Source organism: Glycomyces tritici, assembly GCF_030403505.1.
Window position 1 is genome coordinate 1,128,448 of record NZ_JAUEMJ010000001.1, and the last position, 18,676, is coordinate 1,147,123.

At 68.7% G+C, this 18,676-nt stretch carries 18 protein-coding genes; 12 read left to right on the forward strand and 6 right to left on the reverse strand.

Annotated features, from left to right (window positions below):
- The first annotated feature begins 74 nt into the window (after positions 1 to 74).
- Positions 75 to 1,100, forward strand: coding sequence for a hypothetical protein (locus tag QWI33_RS05215; protein ID WP_289955582.1), 1,026 nt, complete (start codon positions 75 to 77; stop codon positions 1,098 to 1,100).
- Positions 1,101 to 1,127: 27 nt separating this feature from the next.
- Here the strand turns inward: QWI33_RS05215 and QWI33_RS05220 are convergent, their stop codons facing one another.
- Positions 1,128 to 1,379, reverse strand: a complete 252-nt coding sequence (locus QWI33_RS05220; RefSeq protein WP_289955584.1) for a DUF397 domain-containing protein — start codon at positions 1,377 to 1,379, stop codon at positions 1,128 to 1,130.
- On the reverse strand, positions 1,372 to 2,019 hold the full coding sequence (locus QWI33_RS05225) for a Scr1 family TA system antitoxin-like transcriptional regulator (protein ID WP_289955586.1): 648 nt from the start codon (positions 2,017 to 2,019) through the stop codon (positions 1,372 to 1,374). The genes QWI33_RS05220 and QWI33_RS05225 overlap by 8 nt, the downstream gene beginning before the upstream one ends.
- A gap of 399 nt (positions 2,020 to 2,418) precedes the next feature.
- On the opposite strand from QWI33_RS05225, the gene QWI33_RS05230 reads away from it, so the two are divergent.
- The 4 genes from QWI33_RS05230 (at position 2,419) to QWI33_RS05245 (ending at position 5,568) form a co-directional block, all read left to right on the forward strand.
- The gene (locus QWI33_RS05230) at positions 2,419 to 2,721 is read left to right on the forward strand and encodes a hypothetical protein (RefSeq protein ID WP_289955588.1); all 303 of its coding nucleotides are present in this window, start codon (positions 2,419 to 2,421) and stop codon (positions 2,719 to 2,721) included.
- A gap of 189 nt (positions 2,722 to 2,910) precedes the next feature.
- Positions 2,911 to 3,690, forward strand: coding sequence for a hypothetical protein (locus QWI33_RS05235; protein WP_289955589.1), 780 nt, complete (start codon positions 2,911 to 2,913; stop codon positions 3,688 to 3,690).
- A complete protein-coding gene (locus QWI33_RS05240) occupies positions 3,690 to 4,148 on the forward strand; it encodes a hypothetical protein (RefSeq protein WP_289955593.1) in 459 nt (152 codons plus the stop codon). Before QWI33_RS05235 ends, QWI33_RS05240 begins: the two co-directional genes overlap by 1 nt.
- A 229-nt stretch (positions 4,149 to 4,377) precedes the next feature.
- Positions 4,378 to 5,568, forward strand: coding sequence for a chymotrypsin family serine protease (locus QWI33_RS05245; RefSeq protein ID WP_289955594.1), 1,191 nt, complete (start codon positions 4,378 to 4,380; stop codon positions 5,566 to 5,568).
- Between the two features lie 187 nt (positions 5,569 to 5,755).
- On the opposite strand, the gene QWI33_RS05250 is transcribed toward QWI33_RS05245, so the two are convergent.
- Together QWI33_RS05250 and QWI33_RS05255 are read right to left on the reverse strand one after the other, a co-directional pair.
- Positions 5,756 to 6,880 (reverse strand): hypothetical protein, encoded by a 1,125-nt coding sequence (locus QWI33_RS05250; protein WP_289955598.1) that lies wholly within the window; start codon positions 6,878 to 6,880, stop codon positions 5,756 to 5,758.
- A 172-nt stretch (positions 6,881 to 7,052) separates the two neighbouring features.
- A complete protein-coding gene (locus QWI33_RS05255; RefSeq protein ID WP_289955600.1) occupies positions 7,053 to 8,186 on the reverse strand; it encodes a hypothetical protein in 1,134 nt (377 codons plus the stop codon).
- Between the two features lie 276 nt (positions 8,187 to 8,462).
- On the opposite strand from QWI33_RS05255, the gene QWI33_RS05260 reads away from it, so the two are divergent.
- The 3 genes from QWI33_RS05260 (at position 8,463) to QWI33_RS05270 (ending at position 11,619) form a co-directional block, all read left to right on the forward strand.
- Entirely contained in the window at positions 8,463 to 9,374 is a 912-nt protein-coding gene (locus QWI33_RS05260; RefSeq protein WP_289955602.1) for an MBL fold metallo-hydrolase, read from the forward strand.
- Between the two features lie 30 nt (positions 9,375 to 9,404).
- Entirely contained in the window at positions 9,405 to 10,319 is a 915-nt protein-coding gene (locus QWI33_RS05265; protein ID WP_289955604.1) for a DUF6891 domain-containing protein, read from the forward strand.
- A gap of 82 nt (positions 10,320 to 10,401) precedes the next feature.
- On the forward strand, positions 10,402 to 11,619 hold the full coding sequence (locus tag QWI33_RS05270; protein WP_289955607.1) for a hypothetical protein: 1,218 nt from the start codon (positions 10,402 to 10,404) through the stop codon (positions 11,617 to 11,619).
- A gap of 56 nt (positions 11,620 to 11,675) precedes the next feature.
- On the opposite strand, the gene QWI33_RS05275 is transcribed toward QWI33_RS05270, so the two are convergent.
- On the reverse strand, positions 11,676 to 12,530 hold the full coding sequence (locus tag QWI33_RS05275) for an NAD-dependent epimerase/dehydratase family protein (protein WP_289955609.1): 855 nt from the start codon (positions 12,528 to 12,530) through the stop codon (positions 11,676 to 11,678).
- 216 nt (positions 12,531 to 12,746) lie between these two features.
- Here QWI33_RS05275 and QWI33_RS05280 point away from each other — a divergent pair, with 216 nt between their 5' ends.
- Positions 12,747 to 13,595: an MBL fold metallo-hydrolase gene (locus QWI33_RS05280; RefSeq protein WP_289955611.1), complete on the forward strand. Its 849-nt coding sequence runs from the start codon at positions 12,747 to 12,749 to the stop codon at positions 13,593 to 13,595.
- 14 nt (positions 13,596 to 13,609) lie between these two features.
- Here the strand turns inward: QWI33_RS05280 and QWI33_RS05285 are convergent, their stop codons facing one another.
- On the reverse strand, positions 13,610 to 14,269 hold the full coding sequence (locus QWI33_RS05285; RefSeq protein ID WP_289955613.1) for a nucleoside/nucleotide kinase family protein: 660 nt from the start codon (positions 14,267 to 14,269) through the stop codon (positions 13,610 to 13,612).
- Between the two features lie 160 nt (positions 14,270 to 14,429).
- On the opposite strand from QWI33_RS05285, the gene QWI33_RS05290 reads away from it, so the two are divergent.
- The 3 genes from QWI33_RS05290 (at position 14,430) to QWI33_RS05300 (ending at position 17,382) form a co-directional block, all read left to right on the forward strand.
- On the forward strand, positions 14,430 to 15,470 hold the full coding sequence (locus QWI33_RS05290) for an NAD(P)-dependent alcohol dehydrogenase (protein WP_289955615.1): 1,041 nt from the start codon (positions 14,430 to 14,432) through the stop codon (positions 15,468 to 15,470).
- Between the two features lie 180 nt (positions 15,471 to 15,650).
- A complete protein-coding gene (locus QWI33_RS05295; RefSeq protein WP_289955616.1) occupies positions 15,651 to 16,019 on the forward strand; it encodes a PadR family transcriptional regulator in 369 nt (122 codons plus the stop codon).
- 1 nt (position 16,020) lies between these two features.
- A complete protein-coding gene (locus QWI33_RS05300; RefSeq protein ID WP_289955618.1) occupies positions 16,021 to 17,382 on the forward strand; it encodes a permease prefix domain 1-containing protein in 1,362 nt (453 codons plus the stop codon).
- Positions 17,383 to 18,676 lie beyond the last annotated feature (1,294 nt).

Sequence of the window (18,676 nt, forward strand, 5' to 3'; positions counted from 1 at the left end):
AGGACTGCGAAACGCATCGAAACGCACCAGAACGCGTCGACTCGCAACTTCATTTGACTATCTAGGAGTCGGACATGGCCTCACTCGACCGTCGGACGTTCACCCGGTCGCTCCTCGCCGTCCCCGCCGCCGCCCTGGCCGGCGCGAGTCTCGGCGCGCTCGCACCCGCCGCGGCCTCGGCCGCCCCCGCGGACTGGGATGCGCAATATGTGGCAGGTGCCGGCGGGCAGCCGCTGCAGCACCGCACACGAAGCGGAGCAGACGGCAAGTGGACCCCGAGCTGGAATCCGGTCGACGGTGCTCACGCCTACAACGTCTCCTGCGTCGGAATGTTCAACGGCCTCAACGTCGTCGCGGCGAACATCAATGAGGCTCCGAGCCACGTCATCCGGGCGGCCGATGGCACCTGGTCGGACTTCACGCCGATCCCGTCGACATCGGCACCCGCTGGCACTCCGAACATCGCGGTGACCGCACGCTCCAACACGCTTCATGTCTTCGCTGCTACTTACGGAACAGCCACCCTGTACTCCACCACCCGCGACAAGGACGGGAACTGGTCCCCCCGCTGGTCAGCCGTGAAATCCTTCACCGGCGTCACGAATCTGGCCACCACCCGAGTCGACTCGGCGATCGCCACCGCCGTCACGACCGATGAAGACAAGCTTCACCTCTCCTTTCAAGCCTCGGACGGGACGTGGGGCGGCTGGGGCAACGTCGGGAACGCCGCAGGTGAGATCGGGGGCTTCTACAATGTGGCCCTGGCAGGAGTCGGCGGGCAGCTTCATGTCTTCGCGCTGAGCCAAACTCGCGGCGGGATCTTCCATGCCATTCGGCGGGCGGACGGCTCCTGGCGGCAGTTCACGACACTGAGCGTCTTCACCGACAAGAGGCCCTCCAGGTTCTGCGCCGCCAACGTCGGCGGCGAAATCCATGTCGGGATCATCGACACCACTGCCAGTAACAACCAGGTCATCAGGTATTCCGTCCGCCGGACCGACGGTTCGTGGCTGCCCATCGGGACCACCTCCGGCTCCAGTTCCGGATTCGCCGGCCAACCGGGCACGGTTGCCGTGGGCGCCACCGAGCGGGTCCTCTAGCGCCTCCGTCTCCGGCGGCGCACGCTTTTAGCGGGTGTGGCTCAGGAGGCTCGTCAGGTCGCCGGCCGACAGGTCGAAGACCGGGGAAGCGTTGCCGAGCTTGGAGTCGCGGACGTGGAAGCCGTCGCGCTCAGGGCAGGCGGCCAGTTCGACGCAATCAGAGTTGTTGTCAACGCCGCTGCGGCTGCTCTTGCGCCATGCCCGGCGGAGCTCAACACAGTTGGAATTGTTGTCGCCACCGCTGCGGCTGCTCTTGCGCCAGGCAGTCACGTCAGTCATTCAGAAACTCCCTCAATGGTATTGATTTGCCCCAGAGGAGCTGCCACAGTCCATCGTAACGCGCGATCCTTTCGGTCTCCTCGATGCACCAGCTCTCGTCGAAGAGCTCCGTATAGACGAATGGCGGGCTTCCGAACTCGGCACCGGCGGGCTTGTAGATGTCGAAGGCGCTCGCTCCTTCCGGATGCGGCCCTCTGACGATGCGGATTTCCCAGTTCGGGAGAGCGTCGAGTTCCCGCAGGCGGTCGACCTGCTCCTCTCGCGCCTCCTCCGTGAGGAGTCCGAGGTCTCGAAGGGCCTGCGCACCGATGACCAGGCGCATGGTCGGGTTGTCCGTGCGGCTGATCAGGGCTGCTTGGCGTGACTTCTTGAACGACCAACCTCGGTTGAGTTGTTCGGCGGTGTACGGCTGCGAACGCGGCAGCAGATTGAAGTGGTAGTCGCGCGTTTGGGCGATGCCCGGCACGAAGATCGGCTCCCACTTGTGGATCTGGCCGTTCGACCGCTCGGCCATGCTCAAGCACAGCGCGTTGAAGCGGCGGTCAGAGCGGAGATTCTGCTCGTGCTCGTTCTCTGCGATCTGGACCATGTAGTCGCGCAACTCGTCGTCCATGCCGAGCTTGGCGGCGAGCACGTACATCTGAGTCGCCTCAGGGCACTTCACGAAGTGCTCCCACTTGGAGACGGTCTGATCGCCTCGGATTCGGATTTCCCTGCCCGGGAGCCACTTTGCGAGCTTCGATGATGGCACGGTGGGTTGCCTCCTGCCTCAGCGGAATTCATGCTGGTCTCCAATGATGACATTGCGTTGCGACAAGGTGGACACCTGTCACAATCAGCACTCCGAAAGCACGCCTTACCAATCCATCCCTACAAAACAAGGCCTGTTTTGTAGGGGTACTTAGCAAGGCACCCTCGACTCACGATTGGAATCTCCTGTTCAGCGGCTTGCGCGCTCCGTAGGTTGAAGAGGTCCCGGCTCGGCAGTACGCCAGGGATCTGTCGGATATCCGACAACATCCGAAGTGGAGTGAGTGCAATGAAGATCGCTGAACCTTCCGATCCGCTGCTGCGCGGACGATTCACGGACGGCCGCAATGAGTTCTGCGTCCGCGCATCGAGTGTCGACGCACCCGACTCGTTCCAGGTCTATGTCCCCGGCGAACGCGTGGACATCGTCATGATCGTCTCGGGGATCAACACGGGACACCTGCACGCGACCTGGGGTGAAGTCTGGCGCTCCTACTCCCCCGAGTGGAAGGTCTGGCTGGAGGACACGGCGTTCAAGGTCTTCTACAAGGTCACCACGCGCCCGTGGGACAGCCGGTACTGCGATGGATGAACGCCCTTCCCGCGTAGGCGAAGTGCGAGCATTTTAGAGACTTGACTCTCCCGGCGGGGGCCGGCTGACCTGGTGGGGGTCGGCCGGCCCCATTTTCGAAACTTGGCATGCCGCGCAACGACTCGCGTAGTTGTGATCACCCTCTCACGCCTCCATACTGATGAGACCCCCCTCCCGGAAGGAGCTCCGGTGTCGAGTATCGAAGAAGCTTCTGGCTCAGTCGCCACGAACGCCGATAGCGCGCGGGAACTCGCCGGAAGCATCACGTCCTCGAAAGACCTCCTGGACCGATTGGCGGCGCGACTCGACGCCATCGGCGTGGAGACCACGGCACGACAGACCCAAGTCGCCGGGAGCCGGGCCGAAGAACTCGCCGGCCATGCCAATGCATTGGCCGATGCCCTCGATTCCCTTCGGCAGCAAGTCGATGCGCTCAAAGGTTTACTTGCAAGCGCCATCCGGAGCGGCGCGGGGAATCCGATGCGGGGCCGCGCTTCGCGCTCGGTTTCCGCGGCGGGAAGCGCCGCCGGGCAAGAGTCGCGGCCGCTCAAAGGACCGGCCGCTTCGGTCTCCCCGAAAGGCATCAGCAAGCGGCACTTCCTCGGGAAGCTCCAGATGAAGAGCCAGGCGAAAGAGCGGAACACGGTCGTGCTGCCCGGGGTCGACACCGATGCCGACATCGCCTCGATCCGGGGCGGCCGGGCCGAGTACGTGCGCGACAACCTCTACAAGGTCAACGACCGGACCTACGGCGTCAAGCCCACGGGGACCGTGTATCCCGTGCGAGGCAAGGGTTTCGTGGAGCTGGACAAGCTCGAGTACACCGCGTTGAAGGGCCTGAAGGTCTACAAGGGGGACCGGGCTGCGGCCGAACGCGATCCGCAAATCGCCCGGTTCAGCCGTCATATGACGGATAAAACGTGGGAAACTGCGCGAAATGTGTTCAATCAGGGACAGGAGCGGGCCTGATGCGCGACTACACGATCGTGTTCATAGAGCCGGTGGACCTCGGTGTGCTTGCAGCCGAAGCCGCCGCGGCCTTCGCGATCCCCCGCGAGCAGATCGAGGTCTGGGACGGCAGCGCGTTCGCCGCTCCCGTGGTCGAGCCGATCATCGCCCAGGTCGCCGCCGGTTCGGGGCCGGGTGCGTATGCCGAGTTCGTCGGCTTCGACGCGTTCGCCTCGCATGCGGGCGACCCTGAACTCCTCGATGTGGCCGTGGAACTCGCCACGAGGCTCAAGCACCGGGCGGTCTTCGGACCGGAGACCGCGGAGGACTACCGCTGGACCCTCGTCGCCGCCGACGGCAGCCACGGCAAGGTCGTGCTCGACGACGACCGGCTCGACGACGGCGCGATCACGGTCATCGGCACGGTCGAGCCCATCAGCGGCGCGCCGGAACTGCCGCAGCTCCCAGAGGCGCACTGAGCATCCGTCGACCGCGGAGGCTCAACCCGCCGCGGTGTGTCCGACAGCTGCCGGTCATCCGCCGGTGTTCCGCCTCGCTTTCCCCTCCCTCCACCGAAAGAATGGCGTCAAGGCCTGGTCGCGTTCGGGTTCCCGACTCGGCGGCCACGGTCTCAGTCACGGCTTCCGGCCTTCGTCCATCGGACAGGTCGCCGCCGAGACGACTCCCCTCCGAGAGACTGGACGGAACATGATGAAGAACCGTGCGCTCATCGCGCTCGCATCATCCGCACTCCTGCTCGCCCCCGCGGCGGCCGCGAATGCCGAAGAACTCGAAGCAGATCCCTACCTCCAGACCGCCGACGAAGCCCTCGCCCAAGACCTCACCCTCATCGCCGCGGCCCAGGGTTGGACCTACGCCGAAGCGCTCGCCCAGCACAAGGCGACCGAAGCGATCGGGGACCTGGCAGTCCAGGTCGCGGAGGCATACCCTGACGCCTTCGTCGGATCCGCATTGTCCACAACGCCCGGCGGCACTCCCACGCTCTACATCAAAGGCACCGCCGCCCCTGCGATCAACGCACTCGCCGCCTCGGCCGAGGTCGCCGTCGACATCGCCGACGGTCAGCCCTATTCGTTCGCCGAGCTGCAAGAGCGCAACGACAAGCTGCACGCCGAGCTCATCGGCATGGGATACGACACCCTCATGACGGCCGTCGACATCACCAGCGGCACCGTCGAAGCCGCCATCGAGACCACCGAGGAGTTCTCGTCCAGCAGGACGACCGTTCGAGCCGCTCTGTCCGAGGAGTTCGAAGAGGGCGTCGAACTGCACTTCGTCGACTCGCTGGAAGCCGGGCTCGAGTACGCCTTCGGAGGCGCCAGGGTCAACGGCGGCGGAGCATCGTGCACCAGCGGTTGGACCGTCATCACCCCCAGGGGCGCCCAAGGCGTGACCACCGCCGGCCACTGCGACGGCATGACCCGCATCCTCGAAAACGGCAGCGGCTGGCACGCGATGGACTACAGGGCGCAGCATCGCGGCCGGTGGGGCGACGTCGAATGGCACAGCGTGCCCGGCCAATCCACTCCAGCCCGGTTCTACGCCAATGCGAGCACGCGTCGCACCACGACCTCCATCGAACCGGCCGCCGGACTCACCACCGGCGAATCGATCTGCGTCTACGGCCGGTCGACCAATGAGCGTGACTGCTCGGCGCTGTTGTTGCGGCCCAGCCTCACCTGCACGATCAACGGCACCAGCACCGATCGCCTGGTCCAGATGAACAAGCACGTCACCACCGGCGGCGACTCCGGTGGCGGCTGGTCCCACGGCAACCGGGCGTACGGAGGCCATGTGGGGCGCTGTGCCGGAGACAGTGTCTTCACACCGGTCGCGTACTTCCCCAACGCACTCGGAGTCTCGGTCAGGACCGCCTGATTCGGGGAGCGCGGACGATCACCGAACTGCTCCACCTTGCAGTTCGGCGATCGTCCGCGTGAGCCGTTCGGTCAGCAGCGTCCGCTCAGCACGTCGGATTCGGTGGCCCTCGGAACACCTCACCGACCGGTGCGGCGAACGGGCGCGGCAAGCAAGCGGACCCGGGTGCCCGGTTCGAGGACGACCGCTAATTGCCGGCGAGGTAGTCCTGGGCGTTGCCCAGGTATTCCTCGATCTCCTGCTCCCAGGCGTAGACCTCGACCTCATGGTCGATGATCTGCCCGACTTTGATGCGGGCCCAGGCGTCCTCGGCCCCATCACGCAGGCCCGCATCCTCCGCGCAACCCGCGAAATCCGTGGCCGCCTTGAACTCGAACGCCTGGGGGCCTTCGGCTTCGACCAGATCCTCGTGCTCGTCGGTCAGCTCGGGCACCGTGTCCTCGACGGGAATGTACAACGTCATCTCCGCCGGGTAGGCGCGGCGGACGTACTCGAACATGGGCAGGCCGCCGAATTCGTCGAACTCCCACTCGCCGTGTCCGCGGTCCTCGATGCAGTCGAGGAACGCCTGCTCCTCGTCCGCATAGGCGGCTGAGAGCTCCTCATACCCGGTGTCGCCGAACTGGGCGAGGGGGTTCTCGGTGTCGGGTCTGCTCCAGTAGACGCCGTCGACGTCCTCCGTCTTCGCCGGTCCGCCGTAGACGATCTCGATCGTCTCCAACTCGCAGCCGCCGAACGGAGGCTCGGTGCCGAGGTCGATCTCCTCGTCCTCCTCGGCCTCCTCGGACGCGGCGGTCCGCGCCGCGTCGTAGGCGGCCCGTTCCGATCCGACGAAGGCTTCGTTCCAAGCCTGCTGGTACTCCTCGTCGGTGGCCTCCCACTCCTCGCGGGCCTCGTCCCAGGCCGTGTCCCACCAGCCCTCCTCGGCCGCGTTGAAGGCGAGGAAGTCGGGGTCCGCCTGCATCGCTTCGGCCTCGTCGGAGCCGACGAAATCGACCCAGGCGCCGAAGGCGAACTTCTCGGCCTGCTCGACCGTGGGGATCTCGGCGTACGGCGAGGCGAACCCTTCGAACCGGCCGGGGGTGACCTTGCCGTGGAGGGTGTTCGCGTCGTGCACGTCGAAGCCCAGGTCGGCCATGCACATGCTCGCGACCCTGGTCTCCACCTGGGTGAGTTCCCAGCTCAGTGCCGAGCCGTGGACGAGGGTCTGCTCCAGGCTCGCGATGTCCTCCGCGGTGACCTCGGCTTCCGGTTCCGAGCATCCGGTGAGGACCAGCGTGCCGGCGAACAGTGCGGTCGCGATGCGGCGCATGGGACGACCGCCTTCCGTGAGACGGGGGTGCGGCTGTCTTCGGTCACTGTACCGAACGGGTGATCCCGTCTCCTTCTTAAGTGCGGCAAGCGGATCGGGGTGCCAGTCCCCTATCCGGGGCCGCCGCGCGGGCCGGAGGCCCCGGCGCCTCGGGTCGCCCGTTCCCGCCCGGTCACGTTCCCGCGATGTAGTCCTGCGCGTTGTTCAGGTACTCCTGGATCTGCTGCTCCCAGGCGTAGACCTCGGACTCGCGGTCGATGACCCTCTGGACGCTCATTCGGGCCCAGGCCTCGTCCGACCCCTCGCGCAGGCCGCTGCTCTCGGCGCACTCGGCGAAGTCGAGGGCCATCGCGAACTCGTACGCCACAGGGTCGGCGGCGTCCTCGGCTGCTTCAGTGAGCGGCGGGACCTCCTCCTCCATCCCCTCGTAGGAGGCGCCGCCGCCGTAAAGCTGCTCGAGGTACCAGGCGACGGGCAATGCGCCGAAGTCGTCGAACTCCCATTCGCCGTAGCCGCGTTCGCTCACACAGATCAGGAAGTCCTCTTCCTGGTCGGCGTACTCGTTCGAGAGTTCGGCGTACAGCTCGCCGTCGCCGATCCAGGTGAGCGGGCTCTCCATGTCGGGCCGGCTCCAGTAGTCCTCGCCGTCGACCTCCCGGTGGAACGGCTCCCCGTAGACGATCTCGATGGTCTTCAGTTCGCAGCCGCCGAAGGGCGGCTGCGGGCCGAGCGCCTCGGTGTCGACCGCTTCGACCTCCTCGGGGGTGTCGGCCCCTTCGAAGGCGTCCGACATGGCCTTGTCATATGCGGCCCGCTCCGCGCCCACGAACGCCACAGTCCACGACTCCTTGTACTCCTCGTCCATCGCGTCCCACTCCGCGTACGCGTCGTCCTCGGCCGGATCGTGCCAACCCTGGTCCACGGCGGTGAAGGCGAGGAAGTCCAGATCCTCGCGCATGGCAAGGGCCTCTTCGGATTCGGACGCCCAGACCCAGGAGCCGAAACCGAACTTCCCGGCCTGCTCGACCGTGGGGAGGCGCGCGTACGGGGCGTTGAAGCCCTCGAAGCGGTTCGGGGTCATGCTGCCGTGGAGGCGGACCGTGTCGTGGACGGTGAAGCCCTCGTCCTGCATGCACATGCTCGCGACCCGCGTCTCGGCCTGCGTGAGCTCCCAGGCCAGCGCGGAGCCGTTCACGATGCTCGCCTCGATGGCGGTGATGTCCTCGGCGGTGACCTCGGTTTCCGGTTCCGAGCATCCGGTGAGCACGAAGGCTCCGGCGAACAGGGTGATTGCGGCACGGCGCATTTCGGCGACCGCCTTCCGGGGTTTCAGGCTGCGGCGGGGCTGCCGCGCCACTGTAGCGAATCGTTCGAGAGGTGTACGACCGAAGGAGGGCGTGCGGTTGCATCTTTGGTCGGGAGTGCTTGGGGCGCAGTTCATCCGCGGACACGAGGCGCATACCGCCGGGGGTGGTGAGACTGGTGGTGTCAATCCCTTCGACCGCAAGGAGTCCGCATGACCTCGACACGCCGCCGCAGCCTGTTGGCCGCCGGTGCACTGGGCACCCTTACCGTGGGTGCCATGGCTTTCGAACAGCGACCGGCCGGTGCCGAGGAGTCGGGGAGGTCGGGCCGCCCGGTGCGGTTCCGTCCCGGCGGGTGCACGCCCGACCTGGAGGTGGACTGGCACGCGGGCTGGCCGTCCGCGAAGCACGACCCGGCCCCGGAGATCCAGTCGCACCCCGCCGACGAGCACACGGTCATCATGCGGCAGAACAAGTCGGTGAACTACGAGGCGCCGTTCATGTTCCTGCTGTTCGGCAACGACGCGGCGCTGCTCATCGACACCGGCGCGACGCCCGAGCCGGAGTACTTCCCGCTGCGGGAGGTCGTGGACGCGCACATCGAGGACTGGCTGGGCCGCCACCGGCGCGAGGAGTACCGGCTGATCGTCGCGCACACGCACGGCCACGGCGACCACAAGGCCGCCGACGCGCAGTTCGCGGACCGGCCGGACACCATTGTGGTCAGTCCCGGCCTCGATGCGGTGCGGGCGTTCTACGGTTTCGACGACTGGCCGCTGACGCCGCGCGAGCTGGACCTGGGCGGCCGGGTGGTCGACGTCGTGCCGGGGCCGGGGCACCACGCGTCGGCGACGGTGTTCTACGACCGGTGGAGCGGCCTGCTCCTCACCGGGGACACGTTCTACCCGGGCCGGTTGTACGTGCAGGACTGGAACGCTTTCGAGGCCACTGTGGACCGACTTGTGGCGTGGTGCGAGGAGCACCCCGTGTCGCACGTGCTGGGCTGCCACGTCGAGATGTCGATCGCACCGGGCCTCGACTACCCGCGCGGATCGACCTACCAGCCGGACGAGGCCGCGCTGCCCATGCGGGTAGACCAGCTCCGGGCGCTGCAGGAGGCCGTGCGGGAGATCGGCGGCGCGCCGGGCGTCCACAAGTACGACGACTTCCACATCTGGTACGAGGTCTGACCGCTGGAGGCGGCGTCGTAGGGTGGCCGGATGAGCCAGACCCCTGACGAGCCGCTGGCGATCCGCGGCTACGACGACCGGAACCGGACGTTCGCGCACCTCACCGCCGGCGAACTCGGCGAACGCGTGCACCGGCTCGACGACGGGACCTCAGAGTGGATCGTCGTCCAGCGGGTCCCGGACCTGCCGCACGACACCATCCAGGCCGCGGGCGAGCCCGGTTCCGGGCACGTCGACGTGTCGTACCGGGTCGGCGACGAGCCCTGGGTGGAGGCGTCGCTGACCGTCGAGGCGGCGTCCGCGGTGTTCACGGCCTGGGCGCGCAATGAACCCGGCTGGGAGGGCGGGCACCCGTGGGAGCCGGCCGAGTGGTGGAACGCGGAGCCGGCGCCCGCGCCCTCCCCCGAAGCCGCCGCCGAGACCACCGTCCTGGCCGCCAAATACCTCCAGATGGGGTACCTGTCGTTCGACCGGATGGTGCAGGACCTCGAGGAGATGTCCGAAACCGACCCGCCGATCACGCAGGCCCAGGCCCGCGAGATCCTCGCCCCCATGTGGCGCGAGAAGGTCGCCGAGCAGGCCGGATGGGGCGTCACGGACTGCGACCGGCTGACCGAGGCGTTCGCGGAGCTCGACCGGAGCGGGATCGTCGCGCGCGAGCACTTCGCGTGCTGCCAGCGCTGCGGCACCACCGAGATCTGGGACGAGGCCGGCCCCGAGCACCGCGGGTACGTGTTCTTCCACATGCAGGACACCGAGTCCGCCCACGACGGCGTCCTCTACCTCGCCTACGGGTCCCGGTCGGACGCGGTCGAGGACACCGTCGCCGTGGGGCACGACGTGGTCAAGACCCTGCAGGCGCACGGGCTCCAGACCGCTTGGGACGGTTCGGAACGCACCCGGATCAGGATCACCGACCTGGAATGGCGCAAGCGCCTGGAGTAGCGCACCGGCGGTAGCGGCGCCGTTGCGCGGCGGAACTTGCAACCGGCGCGGCGCATCGCGGCGTATCAGCCTTATGCATGAAGTGGGCGAACGGCAGGGCTCGGTGTTCCGGTGGCGGCGGGCGGCGGGAGTGCTCGGTGCGGTCGCGCTGGCCGCGACCGCGGCCTGCACGGCGTCGGGCGGCGATCCCACGGACGCGGCCGAGACGGGCGCGGACGGCGAGGCCGTGGACGCGGCCGGACTGCTCGAGATGGCCAACGAGAACGTGCGGCTCTCGAAGGAGCTGGACGCGGCCGAGGACCGGGTGATCGCCGATTGCCTGGAGGCGCAGGGCTTCGAGGTGCACGATCTGCGGGAACTGGGGCAGCACGAGCCGTACGAGATGCAGTCCCTTGTGGACTACTACCCGACCGACGGCTTCCTGCCAGAGGCGAACATCGCCGCGGAGTGGGGTTTCGGCTGGTGGTCCCAGACCGAGGAGATGTTCGACTCCCAAGAGACGCAGGACTACTACGAGGCGACGTTCCCCGATCCGTTCGCTGATGAACCGGTGTTCGACAACTCCAAGTTCGAGTCGCTGCCCGACGACGAGCGCCGCGCCTGGAGGGTCGCGTACCAGGGCGAGGAGGCCACGGCGGCGCTGGAGGGCACCGGCGAGCCGGTCCCCGATGGGTCCTCTGAGGACGGTTCGCTCGAGTTCGGCGACGGCGAGGTCCAAGGCGAGCCGAAACCGGGCGGCTGCCAACTGGAGATGATCGAGGCGCTCTACGGCGAGCCGCAGCAGGTGGAACTCGACTTCGACGGCGGCTACCTCGTCTGGCAGTGGCGTCCGGTGCAGCCCGAAGCCGACTACGACGCGATGGAGGCCGGGTACGCGGAGCAGATGGCCGACGAGCACGCCGGATTCCTGGGCTGCATCGACGAGGCCGGGTACCCGGGCTGGGAGATCGACGACCTCGGGAGGCTCGACATGCAGGACTACTCCGCGATGCTGTACACCGGGGAGCCGTACGACCCGGGCACGATCCCGGGCGAGGAGGCGCCGGTCGACACGAGCCCGCCCGTCCCGGACCTCCCTGAGGACGTGCCGGACGACTTCGACGGCAAGCGCGCGTACGAGGTCGACATGGCGGTGGCGTTCGCCGAGTGCGGCGACGCGACCGGCTACCGGGAGACCGCGCTCGCCACGTTCGACGCCGCGGTCAACGAGCAGTACGCGGCGATCGAGGTGGACACGTACGCGTGGCAGGAGCAGATCCGCGGGTACACGGTGAAGGCGCAGGAGCTGATCGCAGGCTGAGCGCCCATGCGGGACAAGGTGAAGGGCGGGACCTCGGTCCCGCCCTTCACTGCGTCTCAGACGTGGTCGCGCCAGGTGTGCTTCGGGTCGAAGCCGAGGAGCCTGCGGGCCTTGTCGATCGACAGGAGCGTCTCGTGCCCCGCGACGGGCCGCTTGAGCTCGAGGTCGGGGTAGTGGGCGGCCACGAGATCCGGCGTCGTCGTGCTCATCACCGTGTCGGGGGAGGCGATCACGAAGACCTCCTTGCCGGTGCCCTCGCGTTCGAGGCCGAGGCGGATCGCGAGCGCGCCGTCGCGGGCGTCGATGTAGGACCAGAGGTTCCAGTCGCGGAGCTTCGGGTCCGCTTCGAAGGCGGGGAAGGCCGCGTAGTCCTCGACGTACATGACGTTCGAGAAGCGCAGGCCGGTGGCCTTGAGGGCGGGGTTCCAGCGGCAGAGCTGGCCGACCATGGCCTCTTCGAGGGTCTTGACGAGCGAGTACGTGGACTCGGGGCGGGGCTCGTACTCCTCGTCGACCGGGAGGTAGGGCGGCGGGGTCTCGAAGGGGAGGCCGAGCACGGTCTCGCTCGAGGCCCAGACGATGTTGTCGATGCCGGCGGTCTTGGCGGCGGCGAACACGTTGTAGGTGCTCAGCATGTTGTTCTGGAAGATCGCCGAGTTCGGCCGCAGGCCAGGGGCCGGGATCGCGGCGAGGTGCACGACGGCGTCGAGGCGGTCGTAGCGGTCGTCCACGCCGGTGAGGGCCGAGACGACCTGCCCGTGATCGGCGAGGTCGATCTGCAGGAACGGCGCGAGGCCGTCAGGCGAGGGCACGCGGTCGAGGTTGACCACCTCGTACCCGTGCTCCACCAGGTCGCGGACGCAGGCTCGTCCGAGTTTGCCGCTGCCGCCGGTCACCGCCACGCGTGCCATGCTCTTCCCCCATGTATCGATCAGTACAACCGCTCGCAGCCTACGACCTGGAGTGCACTCCAACCCAAACAGCCTGCTCATCGGGGGGCTAAAGCAGGGGTACCATCCCAAACCCCCACCCACCCCGGGGACCGTTGTCACCACGATGGCAGGGGGGTGCGACAGAAACGCCCGGCTGCGGCGGCGGTGTCACTCGATCGTGGCAGAATCGCGGCCGTGACCCCCTCGATTCGCATCGGTGCCACCGAGATCATCGCCCTCGCCGACGGCGTGGGCCCCTTCCCGTTCACGTCGCGGGAGGGCGCCTTCCCGGACGCCACCGCCGAGCAGTGGGCGGCGGTCGACCGGTTCGACCCCGGCGCGGTCGACGCGGAAGGGCGGTGGTCCCTCAACTTCCGGGCGTTCGCGATCCGCGGCCCCGAGGGCATCACCGTGGTGGACGCCGGCATCGGCCCGGCCGACGCCCCCGCGACCTGGGCGCCGCTGCCCGGGAAGCTTCCGGAGTCCCTGGCGGCGGCCGGCATCGACCCGTCTGAAGTGGACACGGTGGTGCTCACGCACCTCCACACCGACCACATCGGCTGGGCCGTCGTGGCCGAGGAGGCCGTCACCACGAGCGGGGACGGTCCGAGCACCGGCCTCAGCTCCTTCTTCCCCAACGCCGCGTACCTGATCCAGCGCGCCGAGTTCGACGCCGTCGACACCCTCAACCCGCAGTTGCGCGAGACCCTGATCGACCCGCTCCGGGCGTCCGACCAGCTCCGGCTGCTCGACGGCGACGCGCCGCTCCGCGACGCGGGCCGCGTGGTGGCGACCCCGGGGCACACCCCCGGGCACCAGAGCGTGGTCGTCGCCGACGGCCGCGAATCGGTGCTCATCACCGGCGACCTCCTCGTCCACGCGATCCAGGCGCTCTACCCGGAACTCGCCTACGTGTACGAGATCGACCCCGAGGAGGCAAGGCGCTCAAGGGAACGGCTGCTGGCGGGACGGGCGGGCACACTGCACGTGGCGTCCTCGCACCTGACCGAACCGTTCGTCGCCCTGCCGCCCGCCTCGGCCTGAGCTCAGGCGGCGCCTTACGCGTCCGGCCTGCCGATGCCCAGCGCCTCGAAGTCGATCACGAGGTCGGCGCGGTGCCTGGCGGCGCGGATTCGTTCGGCGTTTCGTTCGTCGACGTCGGCGACCCAGGAGCGGGCGTGTTCGGGCGACTTGCCGAAGCGCTCGTGCCGGGCCACGAGCCGGGCCAGGCGCAGCGGTTCGGGCGTCTCGCAGTACCAGACCTCGGTCAGCGCGGCCCGCACGGCGGGCCAGGGGCCGTCCTCGTCGAGCAGGTAGTTCCCCTCGGTGACCACGATCTCGGCCTCGGGCGGGACCGCGATCGAACCGGCGACGGGCTCGCCGACGCGGCGGTCGAACTCGGGCGCGTACACGGTCGCTTCCCGTTCGGCCGCAACGCGTTCCAGCAGAGCCCGGTAGCCGTGGCCGTCGAACGTGTCGATCGCGCCCTTGCGGCCCCGGCGGCCGAGGCGCACGAGTTCGGCGTTCGCCAGATGGAAGCCGTCCATCGGGACCTGCACGGCCCGGCGGCCCTCCCGGTCGAGCGCGTGCGCGAGCCACGCGGCGGCGGTCGATTTGCCCGCGCCGGGGCAGCCGGCGATGCCGATGAGCACGCGGCCCGGCGCGGTGAGGGCCTTCGCGCGGTCCAACAGCGCCTGGGGGTCGTCTGCGATGTCCACGCGCCCGAACCTAGCCGACCGCCCGCGTGCGCGGGCCCCCGGCGGTCCGGAATCGCGCCTCCGGCGTCCCGCCCCGGGTTACGGTGACCGGGTCGACAGGGCCCGCCATCAGCGATTTCGCCGGTGGTTCGGCCGTTTCGCCCGAGAACCGGAGGAGTCCATGAGAGCCCTGCAGTACCGCGAGATCGGCGCGGCCCCGGAAGTCGTCGAGGTCCCCACGCCCGAGCCGAGACCCGGCGAGGTGCTCCTCAAGGTCACGGCCGCCGGGGTGTGCCACTCCGACATCGCCGTCATGTCCTGGCCCGCCGACGCGTTCCCGTACGCGCTGCCGCTGACGCTCGGCCACGAAGGCGCCGGGACCGTGGCCGCCCTCGGCGACGGCGTGCACGGGATCGAGATCGGCGAGTCCGTCGCCGTCTACGGCCCGTGGGGCTGCGGGCGCTGCGCCAAATGCGCCGCCGGCAAGGAGAACTACTGTCAGCGCGCCGCCGAGCTGGGGATCAACCCGCCCGGTCTCGGCGCGCCCGGCGCGATCGCCGAGTACCTGATCGTGGACGACGCGCGGCACCTCGTGCCGCTCGGGGACCTGGACCCGGTGCAGACCGTGCCGCTCACCGACGCCGGGCTCACGCCGTACCACGCGATCAAGGGTTCGCTGCCGAAGCTGGTGCCCGGATCGACGGCCGTGGTGATCGGCACCGGCGGGCTCGGGCACGTGGCGGTGCAGCTGCTGCGGGCGCTCACGACCGCGCGGGTGGTCGCGCTCGACGTCTCCGAGGAGAAGCTCGCGCTCGCGCGCCGGGTGGGGGCGCACGAGACGGTGCTCTCGGATGCGGCGGCGGCCGGGAAGGTGAAGGAGCTGACCGGCGGGATCGGGGCGCAGGCGGTGTTCGACTTCGTGGGCGCGGCGCCGACCGTCGCGACGGCGGGCGAGTGCGCGGCGGTGGAGGCCGACGTGGTGATCGTGGGCATCGGCGGCGGGACGCTGCCGGTGGGGTTCGGGGCGCTGCCGTTCGAGGTGTCGGTGAAGGCCCCGTACTGGGGTTCGCGCGATGAGCTGGTCGAGGTGTTCGACCTCGCAAGCGCGGGTCTGGTGGACGTGCACGTGGAGCGGTTCTCGCTCGATGAGGCGCCGGAGGCGTACGAGCGGCTGCACGCGGGGACGATCGACGGGCGCGCGGTGATCGTGCCGAACGGCTGACCGGGTTCGCGGTGATCGTGCCGAACGGCTGACCGGGTTCGCGGCGGCGGGGCCGAGCGGGTGCGCCTGCTCGGCCCCGCTGTTGCGTGCTGACCTGGGGCCTTGCCGAATCCGAACCCTAGCGCTACGATGCATAGAACCTCAAGGCATAGAACTACTAGGGTTAGGAGGCACCCCCTCATGCACATCGCCAAAGACCTCGTCGCCGCCTCGGCGACACCCCTGGTCCTCGGCATCCTCGCCGAAGAGGAGAGCTACGGCTACGCGATCCTCAAAGCGATCAGCGAACGCTCCGGCGGCCGCCTCGAATGGACCGAAGGCCTGCTCTACCCACTCCTCCACCGCCTCGAACGGCTCGGCCACGTCGAAGCCCACTGGCGCACCCCCGAAGGCGGCCGGCGCCGCAAGTACTACGCCATCACCCCCTCGGGCCTGAAGGAACTGGCCGAGCAGCGCAAACAGTGGGACGCCGTCACCGAAGCGCTGCAAGACATCTGGAAGGCCACGCGGTCGATCGTCCCGGCCCCTGGCCCCGTACTGGAGGGGTGACATGACAGAGAACGAGACTGAACTCGAAACGCAGATCGCCGAATGGCGCTCCTACATGCTGCGCCGCCGCGCCGTCGCCAGCGCCGACGTGGACGAACTGGAGGACCACCTCCGCGAGCGCGTCGCCGACCTCACCGAGACGGGCCTGCACCCCGACGAGGCCTTCCTCATCGCCGTCAAACGCATGGGCCGCATGGACGAACTCTCCCGCGAGTTCGCCCGCGAGCACTCCGACCGGCTGTGGAAGCAGCTCGTGCTCACCGACGAGGACGCGCCCGCCGAGGCCGAGCGGCGACGAGGCCTGCTCGTCATGGTCGTGTGCGCGGCCCTCGGCGTGCTGGCCGTGAAGCTCCCGGCGCTGTTCGGCTTCGGGTTCGACGAGAGCGCGGAGTTCTACGGGCGCAACATCGGCCTGCTCATCCTCGCGCCGCTCACCGTCTACTTCGCGTGGCGCCGCAAGGTCGGCCGAGGCACCGCGATCGCGCTCCTGGGCCTCTTCGCACTCGGGGCCGTCGGCGCCAACGCGTACCGGCTCGACGACGACTCGCAGTCCATAGTGCTCTCCGCGATCCACCTGCCGCTGGCGCTGTGGCTCGTCGTCGGCGTCGCCTACGCCGAAGGCGACTGGCGCTCGAGCCGGCGGCGCATGGACTTCATCCGCTTCAGCGGCGAGTGGTTCATCTACATGGTGCTCATCGCCCTCGGCGGCGGCGTGCTCACCGGCATCACCATCGGCACGTTCAGCGCCATCGGGATCGACGCCGAGACCTTCATCAGCGAATGGCTCATCCCCTGCGGCGTCGCCGCCGCCGTGATCGTCGCCGCCTGGCTCGTAGAGGCGAAGCAGAGCGTCATCGAGAACATGGCGCCGGTGCTCACCCGCGTGTTCACACCGCTGTTCGCGGTGACGCTCGTGGCCGTGCTCGTCGCGATCGCAGTGACCACCAACGCGATCGACGTCGAGCGGGACATGCTCATCCTGTTCGACCTGCTGCTGGTGGTCGTGCTCGCCCTGGTCCTGTACTCGATCTCGGCGCGCGACCCGGGCGCCCCGCCGAGGATCTTCGACTGGATGCAGCTCGCGCTCGTGGTGAGCGCCCTGCTCATCGACGTGCTCGTGCTCATCGCGATCCTGGGCCGGATCACCGAGTTCGGGTTCACCCCGAACAAGACGGCGGCGCTCGGCGAGAACCTGATCCTCTTCGTGAACCTTGCCTGGACGGCCTGGCTGTACTGGGGAATCGTGAAGGGCCGCAAGCGGTTCGCGCTGCTGGAGCGCTGGCAGACCGACTACGTGCCGGTGTACGCCGCCTGGGCGTGGATCGTGGTGCTGGTCTTCCCGCCGGTCTTCGCCTTCGCGTAGCGCGAGCCCCCGGGCTGCTGCGCGAGCGTCGTCGGCTCGGATGGGTTCGGATGCAGCTGGACCGGCGCATCAGGTGGGTGTCGGAGCTCGGGTCGGGGTGGGTTGCGGTCAAACCGGGCAGCGACGAAAGGGTGGGTGGTGGGGTGGGGTCGGGTGGCGGGGTTGCAGGTTCGTTCCGGGGCGGGCGGCGACTCGCGAACGGGGGCCTGTTGGCTTGCGGCGCGGTGGCGTGGTGGGGCCGGGGCGGCGGCGTTCCTGATCGCGGGCGTCTTGGCGCGGTGGCGCGGCGGCGCAGTGAGTCTGGGGCGGCACTCGCGAACGGGGGCGTCTTGGCTTGCGGCGCGGTGGGGCCGGGGTGGCGACTCGCGAACGGGGGCGTCTTTCCTTGCGGTGCGGTGGGGCCGGGGCGGGGACTCGCGAACGCGGGCGTCTTCGCTTGCGGCGCTGCGGTTCCGAGGCGGAATGTGAGGGTGTTGTACGCGTGTGGGTGATGACGGTCGGGGGCTGTTCGAGGGATACTTGAGGTACGTACAGGGACAGGAAATTTGTACAGGTGTCGGGGCTGGTGTAAGCAGACTAAGCCAAGCCTCTGGCCGAACCGACAAACCGACTTGTTTCGAGGCGACGACCCCGCAAGCCAGGGGTGGCCCTCCGCTACTGGAGGCGACCGATCTCATCCCCGTGCCATCGCCCGCAGCTGTCCGCGCCCCCGAAGGGCCGTGACTGGGTGGACGATCCTGGTCCGGATCACCCTCACCAGAAGGAAACACCTCACACGGAGGCGTCTTCAACCCCAGCCAGACCCGCCAGCGTGACCGGCACTCCAGGCCGAGCAATGAGGACTCGGACCCGGCACAGTACCGGCACCACGTCCATGGCGACCAGCACCACCAAAGCACCACCCTCGCCCGAACGCGCCCTAGTGCGCGGACGAGCACCACCACCGCCCGAACGCGCCACCGTGCGCGGGCGAGCCGGATCCTGTCCGGGCGCGATAGCGCGCGGGCAACGCCCGGCCGCCAGGACCAAGGTCCCGGGCAAGAGGCACACACCAGGAGGCGACACCACCACCCGCCGCCCACCAGGGCTCCACCAGGGCTCTACCAGGGCAGGACGGCCCGACCATTCCCACAGTCGAGGAAGGCAACAGCACCCTCCCCGGTGGGAACGGCGCGACCAGGTCAAGGCCCTCGTGTCGAAGCGAAGCGAAGCGACGCGACCGACACCGATCGACCACAGCAGCAGCACGAGAGGAGGTGACACGACATGACGAACACGATCCTGCCCATGAACC